This is a genomic window from Streptomyces humidus, assembly GCF_014649655.1.
GTDB lineage: Bacteria > Actinomycetota > Actinomycetes > Streptomycetales > Streptomycetaceae > Streptomyces > Streptomyces humidus.
This window is the reverse complement of record NZ_BMTL01000033.1, coordinates 25858-39749: the sequence shown is the minus strand read 5'-3', so window position 1 is coordinate 39749 and position 13892 is coordinate 25858. Positions and strand designations below refer to the sequence as shown.

The 13892-nt window shown below is 71.8% G+C and carries 14 protein-coding genes and 1 pseudogene; 12 read left to right on the top strand and 3 right to left on the bottom strand.

Going from position 1 to position 13892, the window contains the following annotated elements:
- Positions 1-40 precede the first annotated feature (40 nt).
- From cymD to IE239_RS31785, 5 genes are all read left to right on the top strand, one after another.
- Positions 41-1186: a dimethylallyltryptophan synthase CymD gene (gene cymD / locus IE239_RS31805; protein ID WP_190152910.1), complete on the top strand. Its 1146-nt coding sequence runs from the start codon at positions 41-43 to the stop codon at positions 1184-1186.
- The gene (locus IE239_RS31800; protein WP_190152909.1) at positions 1183-2073 is read left to right on the top strand and encodes an acetaldehyde dehydrogenase (acetylating); all 891 of its coding nucleotides are present in this window, start codon (positions 1183-1185) and stop codon (positions 2071-2073) included. Before cymD ends, IE239_RS31800 begins: the two co-directional genes overlap by 4 nt.
- A complete protein-coding gene (dmpG, locus tag IE239_RS31795) occupies positions 2070-3116 on the top strand; it encodes a 4-hydroxy-2-oxovalerate aldolase (RefSeq protein WP_190152908.1) in 1047 nt (348 codons plus the stop codon). The genes IE239_RS31800 and dmpG overlap by 4 nt, the downstream gene beginning before the upstream one ends.
- Before the next feature lie 62 nt (positions 3117-3178).
- Complete coding sequence (locus tag IE239_RS31790) at positions 3179-4162, top strand: class I SAM-dependent methyltransferase (RefSeq protein ID WP_190152907.1); 984 nt, start codon at positions 3179-3181, stop codon at positions 4160-4162.
- Positions 4159-4941, top strand: a complete 783-nt coding sequence (locus tag IE239_RS31785) for a 2-keto-4-pentenoate hydratase (protein ID WP_190152906.1) — start codon at positions 4159-4161, stop codon at positions 4939-4941. The genes IE239_RS31790 and IE239_RS31785 overlap by 4 nt, the downstream gene beginning before the upstream one ends.
- Positions 4942-5022: 81 nt before the next feature.
- Here IE239_RS31785 and IE239_RS31780 read toward each other — a convergent pair whose 3' ends face one another.
- Positions 5023-6144 (bottom strand): TetR family transcriptional regulator, encoded by a 1122-nt coding sequence (locus IE239_RS31780; RefSeq protein WP_190152905.1) that lies wholly within the window; start codon positions 6142-6144, stop codon positions 5023-5025.
- A gap of 87 nt (positions 6145-6231) precedes the next feature.
- Here IE239_RS31780 and IE239_RS31775 point away from each other — a divergent pair, with 87 nt between their 5' ends.
- The 5 genes from IE239_RS31775 (at position 6232) to IE239_RS31755 (ending at position 10978) form a co-directional block, all read left to right on the top strand.
- Entirely contained in the window at positions 6232-7188 is a 957-nt protein-coding gene (locus IE239_RS31775; RefSeq protein ID WP_190152904.1) for an ATP-binding cassette domain-containing protein, read from the top strand.
- Positions 7185-7982, top strand: coding sequence for an ABC transporter permease (locus tag IE239_RS31770; protein ID WP_190152903.1), 798 nt, complete (start codon positions 7185-7187; stop codon positions 7980-7982). Before IE239_RS31775 ends, IE239_RS31770 begins: the two co-directional genes overlap by 4 nt.
- A gap of 133 nt (positions 7983-8115) precedes the next feature.
- Positions 8116-8742 carry a transcriptional regulator gene (locus IE239_RS31765; RefSeq protein WP_190152902.1) on the top strand — a complete coding sequence of 209 codons (627 nt, stop codon included), beginning with the start codon at positions 8116-8118 and terminating at the stop codon, positions 8740-8742.
- Positions 8739-10361 (top strand): pyruvate, phosphate dikinase, encoded by a 1623-nt coding sequence (locus tag IE239_RS31760; protein WP_190152901.1) that lies wholly within the window; start codon positions 8739-8741, stop codon positions 10359-10361. The genes IE239_RS31765 and IE239_RS31760 overlap by 4 nt, the downstream gene beginning before the upstream one ends.
- 29 nt (positions 10362-10390) lie before the next feature.
- Positions 10391-10978: a histidine phosphatase family protein gene (locus tag IE239_RS31755; protein ID WP_190152900.1), complete on the top strand. Its 588-nt coding sequence runs from the start codon at positions 10391-10393 to the stop codon at positions 10976-10978.
- A gap of 42 nt (positions 10979-11020) precedes the next feature.
- Here the strand turns inward: IE239_RS31755 and IE239_RS31750 are convergent, their stop codons facing one another.
- Positions 11021-11581: an ATP-binding protein gene (locus tag IE239_RS31750; RefSeq protein ID WP_190152899.1), complete on the bottom strand. Its 561-nt coding sequence runs from the start codon at positions 11579-11581 to the stop codon at positions 11021-11023.
- A 191-nt stretch (positions 11582-11772) separates the two neighbouring features.
- Here IE239_RS31750 and IE239_RS31745 point away from each other — a divergent pair, with 191 nt between their 5' ends.
- Positions 11773-12603 carry a helix-turn-helix domain-containing protein gene (locus IE239_RS31745; protein WP_190152898.1) on the top strand — a complete coding sequence of 277 codons (831 nt, stop codon included), beginning with the start codon at positions 11773-11775 and terminating at the stop codon, positions 12601-12603.
- Positions 12600-12803 carry a DUF397 domain-containing protein gene (locus tag IE239_RS31740; protein ID WP_190152897.1) on the top strand — a complete coding sequence of 68 codons (204 nt, stop codon included), beginning with the start codon at positions 12600-12602 and terminating at the stop codon, positions 12801-12803. The genes IE239_RS31745 and IE239_RS31740 overlap by 4 nt, the downstream gene beginning before the upstream one ends.
- A 377-nt stretch (positions 12804-13180) precedes the next feature.
- Here IE239_RS31740 and IE239_RS31735 read toward each other — a convergent pair.
- Positions 13181-13390, bottom strand: a pseudogene (locus IE239_RS31735) (adenylyl cyclase); the annotation flags it as partial.
- Between the last annotated feature and the right edge of the window lie 502 nt (positions 13391-13892).

Genomic DNA, 13892 nt, shown 5'->3' with positions numbered 1-13892 from the left:
CCTCGACCTGCCGGGTGGCATTGAGCCACCGCGCCCCGACGTGGAACTTGACGAGGAGAACCGGGTGACCGAGGAGTCGGCGACGGTCCGAGATGCCTGCGCCACGCTATTGGAGAAGACAGCACGAACTCTGGGACTGGGGGGCGGCGGCACGGAGTTCGTCGCGACGTTCCGCGCCATGACCGGCCACTGGGGCGCCGCCCGTCCGAGCGACCTCCCCCTGTCGGACGTGTCGCCCGACGGGTCGCCGGTGGAGTACGCCGTCGACCTGGGCGGGGACACGCCCGCCCTCCAGTTCGCCATGGAGCCGCTCACCGCGGGCGTGCCGGCCCGTGACCCCGGCGCGGCGCGGGCGCTCATGCCGCTGCTCGCCGGACGCCACGGCGCCGGCACGGCCCGGTGGTCGGCCGTCGCGGACCTGCTCCTGCCCGATGACGCCGACGGGCCGCACGTGTCCATGTACGGCGCCGAGGTGCGGCCCGGCGCCCCGGTCCGGTTCAAGGTCTGGTTCTACCTGGACGTGACCGGCCCGGACGGGGTGTTCGACCTGCTGTACACCGCACTGGACCGGATGGGGGCGAGACATCTGTGGTCCGCGGTCCAGGCCCATGTCCAGCGGCCCGGCTACGACGTGCCCTTCCTGCTCTCGCTGGATCTCGCCGACGGCCCCGAGGCCCGGGTGAAGGTCTACTTCCGGCACTTCGGCGCCGACGCCGAGGAGGTGGCGGCCGTCCTCAAGTCCTATCCGGGGTTCGAGCCGGGCGAGGTGCGCGCCCTGTGCGCGACCATGACGGACGGGCGCCGCCACTTCACCGTGCAGCCGCCCGTCACCTGCCTGTCGCTGTTCGACGCCCAGACCCTCGAACGGCCCCCGGCCACGCTCTACATACCGCTGTGGACCTATGCGGAGCACGACGGCCAGGTCCGTGGGCGCATCCGCCGGGTCCTCGCCGCGCATCCGCGGGCGCTGAGCCGCTACGACGCCGTGCTCGCCGGCATCGCCCACCGCGACCTCGACGAGGGAACCGGCGTCCACAACTACCTCTCCTGGCAGCCGGGCCGCTCCCGCCCCCGCGTGAAGGTCTATCTGTCACCGGAGATGCACGACGTGAACCCACCGCCGCTCGGAGCCGGCCAACAGGACCACCCCGGCGGCCGCCCCACTGCGAGAGGAAGGACCGAATGAGGACGCCAGAGCATCCGGCTCCGCTGCGAACCGCCGTCGTGGGGACCGGGAACATCGGAACCGATCTGCTGCTGAAACTCGAGACGTCGCCTCTGCTGACCTGTGTGCTGTTCGCCGGCAGGCGGGCCGAGTCACCCGGCCTCGAACTGGCCCGCGGCCGGGGGGTCGCCACGAGCACCGACGGCATCGACGCGGTCCTCGAGGCCAAGGACGACATCGACTTGGTGTTCGACGCGACCTCCGCCGCCGACGCCACCCGCCACTGGGGCGTCGTCGAGCCGCTGGGGCTGCCGTTCATCGACCTCACACCGGCCAACCGGGGCAAGTTCTGCGTCCCGGCCCTCAACCTGGAGACCTGCGTGGAGGAGCAGTACCTCTCCATGGTGACCTGCGGCGGGCAGGCCGCCGTCCCGATGGCCCACTGCATCACGCGGATCGCGGGCCATGTCGACTACCTGGAGATCGTCTCGGCGAGCGCCTCGGCCAGCGTGGGCCCCGCCTCACGGGCCAACCTGGACGAGTACGTCCACACCACGGAACAGGCGACCGGCGAGTTCTGCGACGCGGCCCGGACCAAGACCGTGCTGATCATCAACCCGGCCGACCCCGGCATCGTCATGCGCAACTCCGTCGCCGTGTCCACCACCGAACGCATCGACCTCGACGCCCTGCGGGACGCCGTCACCACGATGGAGAAACAGATCCGTTCCTACGTTCCCGGCTACCGGGTCGTGGTGCCGCCGGTCGCCACCGGAGACCGCTACATGCTCACGGTGGAGGTCGAGGGGCGGGGCGACCACTTCCCGCCCTACGCCGGAAACCTGGACATCATCACCTGCGCCGCCGTCGCCGCGGCGGAGGCGCGCGCCGGGCGGGGGCGGTCATGAGCGGCACACTCCAGATCTGTGACACGACGCTCAGGGACGGCAACCACGCCGTCGGCCACCAGCTGGGGGCCGAGGACATCAGCGTGTACGCCCGGGCCGCCGAGTCGGCGGGCGTGGACGTCGTCGAGGTCGGGCACGGCAACGGTCTCGGCGCCTCCTCCATCCAGGTCGGCATCGCGGCCATCAGCGACGCGGAGATGCTGCGCGCCGCCAAGGCCGAACTGCGGCACTCCCGGCTCGGCGTGCTCTCCATCCCCGGCTTCGCCAGCGTCGAACGCGACCTCAAGCCCGCCCTCGACTGCGGTGTGGACGAGGTCCGGGTGGGCGCCCACTGCACCGAGGCCGACGTCACCCGCCAGCAGATCACGATGCTGCGGGCCATGGGCGTGACCGTGAAGGGCCTGCTGCTGATGAGCCACATGGCCTCGGCGAAGAAGCTGGTCGAACAGGCACAGCTCATGCAGGACTACGGCGCCGAGGCGGTCGTCCTGATGGACTCGGCCGGCGCCTACACCCCGCAGAAGGTGCGGGAGAAGGTCGGCGAACTGGTCGACAAGCTCGACATCGCCATCGGCTTCCACGCCCACAACAACCTCGGCCTGTCGGTGATCAACAGCATGACCGCGATGCGGGCGGGGGCGACCATCGTGGACGTCACGGCACGCGGGTTCGGGGCGGGCGCGGGCAACGCGCCGGTCGAGCTGGTCGCCGCCAACCTCCATGTCGAGCAGGCGCGGACGCGGATCAGGCTGTTCGGCGCCCTCGACGCGGCGGACACGGCCGAGGAACGGTTCGTGAAGCACGTGCCGACCAACGACAGCGTCACCATCGCCAGCGGTATCGCCGGAGTGTTCTCCGGATTCGCGGCGCCGGTGCGGCGGGCGGCCCGGCGCTTCGGCGTCGATCCCCGCGAGATCCTCCTCGAACTGGGCGAACGGCGCGTGGTGGCCGGCCAGGAGGACACCATCATCGAGGTCGCCATGCGACTGGCCGCCGAACGGGCGCCCGGGGATCTGCCGCACGGCTCCGCCGACCACATCTGACGGGTCACATCCGACGCGTCAGTTCCGGCGCGTCACATCCGACGGGCAAGGAAGAGGGAACCATGCAACGGCACACCCCGGCCTCCGTGGCCGACGCGGCCGCGGTCGCCGCACTGCTGCAGATCGGCGCCGAGATCGGGGCCGACCAGGTCCTGGACTCCGGCGAGACGTTCACCGCCTCGGACATGGCCAAGGCGGCCGACGTCCCCCTCGACGGCGTCACCGCGTACCTGACGTCGCTGCTCGCCGCGGGTCTGATCACCGAGACCGAGGCGCCCCGCGGCTTCCGGGCGGCCGCCGACTACCCCGAGCTGCGTCACCAGGCCGGGTACGTGTCCTGGGCGATGAACGCCAACGGCCCCTTCATCGACCATGCCCGCGAGTTCCTGACCGACCCGGCCGAGGCCGCCCGCACCCATCGGCGCAACGGACGCCGGGTCGCGGTCAGTTCACGATGGATCGGCGAACGCGCCTTCTATCCGCAGCTCGTCGAGGAGGTCGTGGCGTCCGGCGCGCTCCGGGTGACGGACCTCGGCGCCGGGTCCGGCGCTCTGCTCATCGACCTGCTGCGGGAGAATCCGGCACGCACCGGCACGGCCGTCGACGTCAACGGCGCCGCCTGCGCCGCCGCGCGTGACGCCGCCCTCGCCGCCGGTGTGCACGAGCGCCTGACGGTGATCGAGCGGCCCATCGAGTCGCTGGCCGACGACCCGGGGCCGGTCGCCGGCGCGGAAGCCGTCCTGGCCTGCTATGTCATGCACGACATCGTCGCGGACGACCGCACGGCCCAGAACGTTCTCGGCGCCCTGCGCGACGCGCTCGCCCCCGGCGGGTTCCTCGCCGTGGCCGACGCCGTCCGCTACGCGCCGCAGCCCGAGGAGCGCAGGTTCAGTGCGCTCTTCACCTATCTGCACTCCACCTTCATGAGCGTCGCTCTCCCCACCGAGCAGGAGTGGCTGGACAAGTTCGCCGCTGCGGGCTTCTCGCGGACCAGGACCGTGCCGATCGGTCTGCCCGGGGGCCGGCTCTTCGTGGCGACCCGATGACGACCGCCGTACGGACCCTCCACCGCGAGCTCGCCGCCGAGCTGTGGAACGCCGCCAGGACCCGCCGCCCGGTGCCGCCCGTGTCGTCGCGGCACCCGCGGCTCGGCCTGGCGGACGCGTACGCGATCCAGAGCGAGGTCCGCGCGCTCGACGTGGCGGACGGCGCCGTTCCGGCCGGCCTCAAGATCGGAGCCACCAGCGAGGCGATCCAGCGGATGTTCGGCATCGACCACCCCGACTTCGGCTACCTGACCGACCGGATGATCCTGCCCGACGGCGTCCATCTGGATCTGGGCCGGTTCATCGCACCGAAGGTCGAGGGCGAGCTCGCCTTCCGGATGGCGCGGGACCTGAGCGGCCGCGATGTCACGGCCCGGGACGTGCTCGACGCCACCACGGAGGTCTGCCCCGTCCTGGAGGTGCTCGACAGCCGGATCGAGGAATGGCGGATCGGCCTGGTGGACACCGTCGCCGACAACGCCTCCTCCGCCGCCGCCGTGGTCGGCCCCGGCGTCCCGCCGGACACCGCCGACCTGGCGGCGGCACGGATGGTCCTGCGCGGCGGCGGTGCCGAGCACACCGGCCACGGCTCGGCGGTCATGGGGCATCCGGCCGAGTCGGTGGCCTGTCTGGTCCGCATCCTGGCGGACTTCGGCGCCGGCATCGCGGCAGGTGACCTCGTCCTGGCCGGCTCCTGGTCCGGCGCGGTGGACCTGCTGCCGGACCAGGAGGTGCACGCCGCGTTCGGCGCCCTGGGTTCGGTCTCCCTCAGCACCTAGGGCCGCCGGTCCCGCACCGGCCGCAGGTCCCGTACCGGCCGCCGGTCCCGCGTCGCGGTGACGGCGCAGGCGTGCCCGGTGTCACACCGCCCCGCTCCGCCCGGGATCGGGGGAGTGGTGGCGGGCCGCGGCGTGGCCCGCGCCGCGGCCGGTCGCGTACGTCGTGATCAGCCCGTCGCGGACCCGGACCGCGATCTCGGCGAGGTCGAGGTCGCCGGCCGGGAGGTCGCCGGCCGCGAGGTGACCGAGGGCTGCCGGGACCGTTCCGGCGTCGTCGAACACGACGCGCGCGCGGGGCAGCCGGTCGGCCGTGAACACCCGGCGCAGACAGCCGACGAGATCCACGATCCGGAGCCGCGCCAGCCGGCCGATCTCGGCGGGGTCGCTCGTGACGACGACGACCGTCACCTCGTCGTCCGGCCGGGCCGAGCGCATCGCGTCCTCGGCCGCGGACAGGCGCCCCGCACCCAGCACGACGACCACCCCGTCGTCGCCGAGACCGGCCGGCCGGCCGGTGATCTCGTCGCGCAGACCGCCCGGCGGCGTCCACGGGGTCTCGGTCGAGCGCGCCGGAGCGACATAGGGCAGATGCGGCGGCTCCCGGTCGTCGCCGAGGGCGATCCCGGCGAGATGCTCGGCGGCGCGCGCCAGGTCGAAGGGGTCGCCGACGCCGGGGGCGTTCTCCGCGAGGCCGGCCGCGCCGTGGAGCAGGGTCAGGACCAGCCCGGCGGGCCGCACGGCCGCGGCGCGCACGGCGGACCGCGGCTCGAGCGCAAGCGCGAGCAACAGCGCCTCGAACCGGACGAGTTCGGCGAGCGCGGCCCGCGCCGACTCGGTGCCGAGCACTCCGGACAGCGAGCGCAACTGCAGATGGCCGCTTCCCGGGGTGTCGCCGAGGAAGGGCAGCCGTTCGAGCCAGACCCGGGCGAACGAGCCGAGCGCCTGTCCGACGGAGGCGGGGGATTCCGCCGGGGGTTCGGCGGCGTCCCGGGCCCGTTCGGCGGCGTCGACCAGCACCGCGAGGTACAGCGCGCGCTTGCCGGTGAAGTTGGAGTAGACCGCCCCCCTGGTCAGTTCGGCCCGCTCGGCGATCCGGTCGATCTTGGCCTCGGCGTAGCCGAACTCGGCGAACTCCTGCCGGGCCGCCACCAGCACCGCCGCACGGGTCCGCTCCTGCTGCTGTGCGCGGGTCAGTCTCGCCATCGTGTCCCCTTCGGCTCCTGGTGTGTCATGATACAACCGACATCCAGATGATGCAGATATCTGGAATACGCGAACATCGGAGTTGGCGTGGGTGACAACGGGTTCGAGGTCGACGGACTGATCAGGACATTCGGCCGGACGACGGCCGTCGACGGAGTGAGCCTCTCCGCTCCGCGCGGGCATGTGCTGGGACTGCTGGGGCCCAACGGCGCCGGCAAGACGACCGTCGTCCGAGTGCTGGCGACCCTGCTGCGGCCCGACGCGGGAGAGGTGCGCGTGGCCGGCATCGACGCCCGGCGGGATCCGGCCGAGGTCCGCCGGCGCATCGCGCTGTCGGGGCAGCACACCAGCGTCGACGACGAGCTGTCCGGGCGGTCCAACCTGGTCATGATCGGCCGGCTCCTCGACCTCCGGCGCGCCGACGCCCGCCAACGGGCCGGTGAACTGCTGTCCCGCTTCGGTCTCGACGACGCTGCCGACCGGCCCGTCGCCACCTACTCGGGCGGGATGCGCCGCCGCCTCGACCTCGCCGCGAGCCTGGTCGGCCGGCCCGAGGTCGTCTTCCTCGACGAGCCGTCGGTCGGACTCGACCCCGGCAAACGCGACGAGCTGTGGCAGATGATCCGAGGGCTCAGCGAGGAGGGCGTCACGGTCCTGCTCACGACCCAGTACCTCGAAGAGGCCGACGCCCTCGCCGACGGCATCACCGTCATCGACCACGGGCGGGTGATCGCGTCCGGCACGCCTACCGCCCTCAAGCGCCAGATCGGCGGACACACGGTCGTCCTCCGTCCGGCCGACGCCGCCGACCTCGACCTCGCCGCCTCCGTCATCGCCCGGGTCGCGGGCCGGGAGCCCGACCGTTCACGCCGTCACGAACTCGTCGTGCCGGTCGCGGGCGACGCCGAGTTCTTCGAGATGACCTGCCAGCTCCGGGACCACGGCATCGAGGTCGGCGAGCTCGCCTTCCGCCTGCCGAGCCTCGACGAGGTCTTCCTGTCCCTGACCGGAGCCCCCACCGCCGAAGCCAAGGAGGCAGCATGACCACCGCCCTCACCGGCGCCGCCCGGCCCCGACGCCTCGCCACCCTCCGGCACAGCGCGGTGCTCGCCCAGCGCAGCCTCCTCAAGACCACCCGCAACCCGGGTCCGCTCATGAACGGCGTGGTCACCCCCGCGCTGTTCATGGTCCTGTTCCTCTATCTGTTCGGCCGCCCCGTCGCCGGCTCCACCGGCGAATACCTGCAGTACCTGTTTCCCGGAATCCTCGTCATGGGCGCCGGACTGGCCGGAATGATCTCCACCGGGTCGGCCATCAACCTCGACCTGAAGAACGGCGTCACCGACCGGTTCCGCAGCCTCCCCATCAGCCGTACGGCGCCGCTGCTCGGCTCCGTGACGGCTGACATCCTCCGCTATCTGATCGCCGTCACCGTCCTGTTCGTCATCGGCCTCTCCCTCGGATTCCGCGTCCACGGCGGCATCCCCGCCGCACTCGGGGCGACCGGGCTCGCGATCCTGTTCGGGTTCTGCCTCAGCTGGGTCACCGTGTTCATCGGTGTCATCGTCAAGAGCGCCGAGGCCGTGCTGGCGTTCAGCTTCATCGCCTTCCTGCCGCTCCAGCTGGGCAGCAGCCTCGCCTCCCCGACCGACACCCTCCCCGGCTGGCTGGGCGCCTGGGCGGACGTCAACCCCGTCACCCATGTCATGGACGCCTGCCGCGCCCTGCTCAACGGGACCCCGGACCACGGGAGCGTCGGCCGCACCCTGCTGTGGTCGGCCGTCCTGTTCGTCGTCTTCTGCCCCCTTGCGGTCCGCGCCTACGGCCGCCAGGAATGACGACGCCGTTCCGCGTCGAGGCCGGTCGCGCACAACAGGGCCGAGGCCGGTCGCGCACCGGCGACGCTCGCCGAGCCCGGCGACGACCGGCGCACTTCCCGCACCACGCACCACACCCCCGGAAGGACCGTTCATGACCTGGCCCGAAGCGCGCGCGACGGACGCCGGCCTGCTGGTACTGCACGCCCTGCGCTGCGCCGGCACCATCAGCCTCGCCCGGCTCCACGCGATCACGGGGCTCGACGAATCCGACGCGGAGTCCGAGCTCATCGATCTCGGCGGCGACGGCCTGGTCACCCGCCTGTCCGGCGACATGCCGGGGTGGAGCCTCACGGACGCCGGCCGCGCGGCGGACGCCGAGCGCATCACCCACGAACTGGAGGCGGCCGGGGCCCGCGAGCGGGTGACGGCGGCGTACGAGCGGTTCCTCGTCCTCAACCCCGAGCTGCTCGACCTCTGCACGGCCTGGCAACTGCGCCCCGTCGACGGCGTCATGAGCGTCAACGACCACAGCGATCCCGGCTACGACTCCCGGGTGCTCGCCCGGTTCGCCGACCTGGACCGGCGTGCCGCCGTGGTCGGCGCCGAGCTGTCCGCGGCCCTGCCCCGGTTCGGCCGTTACCGGGTCCGCCTCACCGAAGCCCTCGAACGTGCCGCCTCCGGCCGGTTGGAGTACGTGGCCGACAGCACCGCGTCCTACCACATCGTGTGGGCGGAGCTGCACGAAGACCTGCTGGCCACACTCGGGTTGCGGCGATGAGGTGGATCCGCGCCCTCTCTCCCGAGGCCGAGGAGACGGCGGAGACCCTCGGCGGCAAGGCGCTCGGCCTGGTCGCACTGCACCGTCTCGGCCTGCCGGTGCCGCCCGGGTTCGTCATCACCACGGAAGGCTGCCGCGCCTTCCTGCGGGACGGCCGCCTTCCCGAAGGACTCGACGACGAGCTCGCGACGGCCGTGGCCGACCTCGAACGCCGCACCGGGCGTGTCTTCGGGGGGCCGGACAAGCCGCTGGCGGTGTCCGTCCGCTCCGGGGCCAGCGTGTCCATGCCCGGCATGATGGACACGATCCTCAACCTCGGCCTCACGGCCGAAGCCACCGAGGGCCTCGCCGCCGAGACCGGCGACCGGCCGTTCGCGCTGAGCGCACGGCTGAACTTCCTGACCAGCTTCGCCTCCGCGACCACGGACGCCGCCGCCCCGGCCGTCCCCGAGGAACATCCCGGGCGGCGGGCCGGGACCGAGGAGGCGTTCCTGACCCGGTCGGTCGAGGCGGTCGAGGACCTCGTCCGACGACGAAGCGGCCGGCCCGTCCCGGACGACGCCCCCCAGCAGCTCAGGCGCGCTGTCGAAGCCGTCTTCTCGTCCTGGGACGCACCACGCGCGCGCACCTACCGCGAGGTGAACGGCATCCCGCACGACCTGGGCACGGCCGTGATCGTCCAGCGGATGGTCTTCGGCAACCGCGACGGCGCCAGCGGCACCGGAGTCGCCTTCAGCCGTGACCCCAACACGGGCGCGGACGCCCCGTTCGGCGAAGTCCTGTTCGGACACCAGGGGGAAGAGGTCGTCTCCGGCAGGTCGACGACCCGGCCCCTGCGCGAACTCGCCGAGCGGGAGCCCGAGGTGTGGGCCGGGCTGCTCGACGCCCTGCGCCGGATCGAAGAGCACTACCGCGACGCCTGCTACGTCGAGTTCACCTTCGAGTCCGGCGAGCTGTGGCTCCTCCAGGTCCGCCCCGGCCGGTTCGTGGGGGGCGCCGCGGTCCGCCTGGCCACCGAACTCGTCGACCAGGGGCTCATCGGACGGGAGGAAGCACTGCTCAGGGTGTCACCGCTCCATCTCCGGCACGCCCGCACACCGCGCATCGCGTCCGCCGAGGAGGCCGACGTCCTCGCGCGGGGAATCGGCGCCTGCCCCGGCGTCGCCACCGGCAGGATCGCGACCACGGCGGACGGCGCGGTACGCATGGCCCGAACCGGTCCGGTCGTCCTGGTACGCCCGGAGACCTCCCCGAACGACATGCACGGTCTCGCCGCCGCCACCGCGATCGTCACCGCGCGCGGCGGCCCCGCCAGCCATGCCGCGGTCGTCGCGCGCGCCATGGGGAAGCCCGCCGTCGTGGGCGTCGCCGGCCTCACCATCGACCCCGACGACGCTTCCGTGACGGCCGGCGGCCGCACCGTCCCGGAGGGCACGCTCATCACCGTCGACGGAACCAGCGGCGACGTGGCCCTCGGCAGCCCCCGCATCGTGACCGACGCCGCCGACGAACACGTCCGCCGACTGCTCGCCTGGGCCGACGACGCCTCCGGCGACCACTCCGCCCGCGACGAGACCCAACGCCTCGAAACGGCCCACACGGCCCTGCGCAACCGCTGAACCGACCCCTTCCCGACAGGAGATCCACCATGGCAACCCGGCATGTGTACCTGGTACGACACGGGGCCGCCGACCCCTTCGGCACCCTGACCGACGTCGGGGAGAGGCAGGCGGAGCTGGTCGGGAAGCGTCTGGCAGGTATCCCGGTCGACACGGTCTGGCACTCGCCCCTGCCCAGGGCGGTGCACTCCGCGCAGATCATGGGCGCCTGTCTGCCGGAGGCCGCCGTGCGCGAGGCGCCGGAGCTGATCGACCACATCCCGCACGTGCCGGTCGACGTGCCGCCGTCGTGGGCCGCGTTCTTCGACGGCTACGGCGCCGAGGAAGCCGAGGACTCCCGCCGCCGTGCCGACGCCCTGACCGGCAGGTTCGCGCGCCCCGCCGAGACCGAGACACATGAGGTCCTGGTCACCCACGCCTACCAGGTGGCCTGGCTCGTCCGGGACGCCCTGGACGCGCCGCCGGTGCGATGGCTCGGCCTGAACTGCGGGAACGCCGCGCTCACCGTGATCGAGTACCGCGACGGCACGGCGCCGACGGTCCTGCTGTACAACGACATGGGCCACCTCCCGGTCGACCTGCGCTGGACGGGCTTCGGAGCCGGCACCCGCCCCTGAGACCGATCCGGTCACGACGTGCAGAGGGAGGGCGAGCACGTCTCACCGACGACGACCTCCGCGGCCGGCGTTCTCCTGCCGCGACCCGACGTCGTCGCGCAGCAGTGAAGCAGTAGCCAGGAGCAGATCGAGTTCCGTCGGCTCAAGGGCCGCCCGGTGCGTGCGCGGGTGGCCCTGTTGCCGCACCCGCAGCTCCGCCCACACGGTCTTGCCCGGAGCGCCTCGGCGAGGGGTGACGCCCCAGTCGTCCGCGAGGGCGGCGACGAGGAGCAGGCCCCGGCCGGACTCGGAGAGCGGGTCGGTCGCCGGAGGGCCGGCCGGCGGCTGTTTCTCGGCGCGGGTGTCGGTCACCTCGATGCGGACGACGTCTTCGGTCTGGGTGAGGTGGAGGTGGAAGTCCCGGCCCGGGACGTGGCCGTGGCGTACGGCGTTGGCGGTGAGTTCCGCCGTGATGAGGGTGAGCGTCTCGTTGACCGGGGTCGTGTAGGGGTGGCCCCAGTCGTTCACGCGGTGCGAGACGAGCCGACGGGCGAGGCGGGCACCGCGTGGGGTCGAGGTGAAGCACATGGTGAACTCGCGTTCGGGTGCGAGATGTTGTGGCATATGCCCGTTCGGGGGAGTTGCTGACTTCATAGGGTCAACAGTCGCGGACTCTGCGTAGCGTTCACCAGGAGCGACGCACTGACGGGTACGGGCTGTACACGCGGGCGGTGCGCTTGTACCTGCTGTTGGGCGTGACCGGTTCCCGGGCCCCGAGTTGGCTGACCGGGCGGTCGTACGAGAGGAGTCGCGGCGTGGACGACGAGGTTCAGCAGCCGGAGTACGAGGTCGGGACGGGCATGTTGTGCGTGTTCGGCCGGCAGTTGAAGCTGTTTCGGGACCGCGCGGGCATGGATCGCGCCAGGCTCGGGTCGCTCACCGGCTACTCGGCCTCGACGATCGCGTCGTTCGAGCAGGGGAGACGCATCCCGCCGCCGAAGTTCATCGACCAGGCCGATGAAGTGCTGCATGGAGGTGGGGTGTTGAGCGCGAGCAAGGAGGAGGTGGCTCGGGCTCAGTATCCGGCGTTCTTCAGGGATGCGGCACGGTTGGAGGCGGAGGCCGTCGAACTGCATGTGTACGCGAACCAGGCGGTGCCCGGACTCTTGCAGACGGAGGAGTACGCGCGGGCCATATTCATGATGATGCGGCCGCCCATGGATGACGAACTGATCGAACAGCGAGTGGGCGCACGCCTGGCCAGGCAGGAGATCTTGTCCAGCCGCGATGCACCGCTCGCCAGCTTCGTCATGGATGAGGCAGTGTTGAGGCGTCCCATCGGAGGCCGAGGCGTCCTGCGTGGCCAGCTTGAGCACATCCTCTTGATGGGGCAGCGGAGGAACGTCGAGATCCAGGTGATGCCGCTCGACCGTGAAGAGAATGCTGGTATGGCCGGTCCCTTCACCTTGATCGAAACGAAGGAAGGGCGGAGGATCGCGTACGCCGAGGTACAGAACGTGAGCCGCCTGCAGACGGAGCGGGACCGCGTCCGTGCGCTGGAGGCCAAGTACGGGATCATCCGGGCGCAGGCCCTGACTCCTCGTGAATCATTGGCGTACGTAGAGAAGTTGCTGGGAGATCCATGAACGCGCACGTACATCAGCCGCACATAGACCAGTTGGTATGGCGCAGGAGCAGCTACAGCAGCGAGGAAGGCGGCGAATGCGTCGAGGTCGCCACCCGCCCCACCAGGGTCCACGTCCGCGACTCGAAGGACACAGCCCGTGCCGCACTAACCGTAGAACCCACGGCGTGGGCCGCGTTCGTCGAGTTCGCGGCACTCTGAACAAAGACAGGGGCGGGGCCCTCGGTATGCGGGGTCCTCGCCCCCAGCCCCGACGACTCACTCAATTCGATCGAGGCGGCGGGAGTCACGTCACGCACCGGCGCCCCGCTCCAGCCTCGGAGCGGGGCGCCGGTGGGCGCTGCGAGCGCGATGGCCTCGGCTGGTGGCTCGAACGGGCGGCGCGTGCGGAGCGCCCGCAACGTGTACGGCTGTGCCTTCGGGGCGCTCCGCCAGCCCGTGAGCACCGCAAGCCCAGCCGTTCAGAAACCAGCTCGGTCGGGAGTGGCCGACAACCGCTGATCGCCCCAACCGGTTCTGAGGCAGCGATGCCGGAAATCAGGCTGCTGTCGCCGCGCACTGCCGAGGTGCCGGCCGGGTCAGGCGAAGAGAAGCGTGGGCTCCGCGAGGATGTCACGCCCGACTTCGCTCTTGTAGATCAGATCGATGCTGCCGAAGCGGGCCTGGTCGTAGTCCAGGCCGAGCCCCGCCACCGCCTCCTTCACGGCCGCCTCGGAAGAGCCTTCGATCTCCAGAAAGGTGGGCAGGTCCGGCCAGGTGTCGAAGTCGTAGGTCACACCGCCCAGTCGATCCCCGCGCAGCGTTCGCGGATCACTTCCATAGCTCCGGCACCCCCTCCTGTCGTCGGCCGCGAGCACGCGACCGTCCGGCGGGGGTCCGGCAGGCGGAAGAGTCTGATTCACGTGCTCGGAGCAACATATCCGGGTGCCTGTCGGTGGACCCCGAGCGTCCTACTGACCCACGGGCTCGGAACGCGCCAAGGCGACACGACGTCCGCCGGACGACCACACGCCGATTTTCACGCACACAGGGTGTCGCCGTCAGGCGACCGGAATACTGACCCCGGGCACGGGCGGATCCGCTCGAAGCACTCGCCGGGATCAGGACCGTCCCCCACCAGCCGAAGAGGACCAAGGCCACGAAGCCCTGACCGTGCAGCAGGAAGGCGCTCAACAATCATGTCTCCAACGATGCAGGGCTGCGTCCAGCCAGGCGCACAGGTGCTGAAGGCGCGCACGCTGCGGGGCGGGAAGACCGGAGGCCGGCGGGGTGGGCATGAGCTGTATCTCG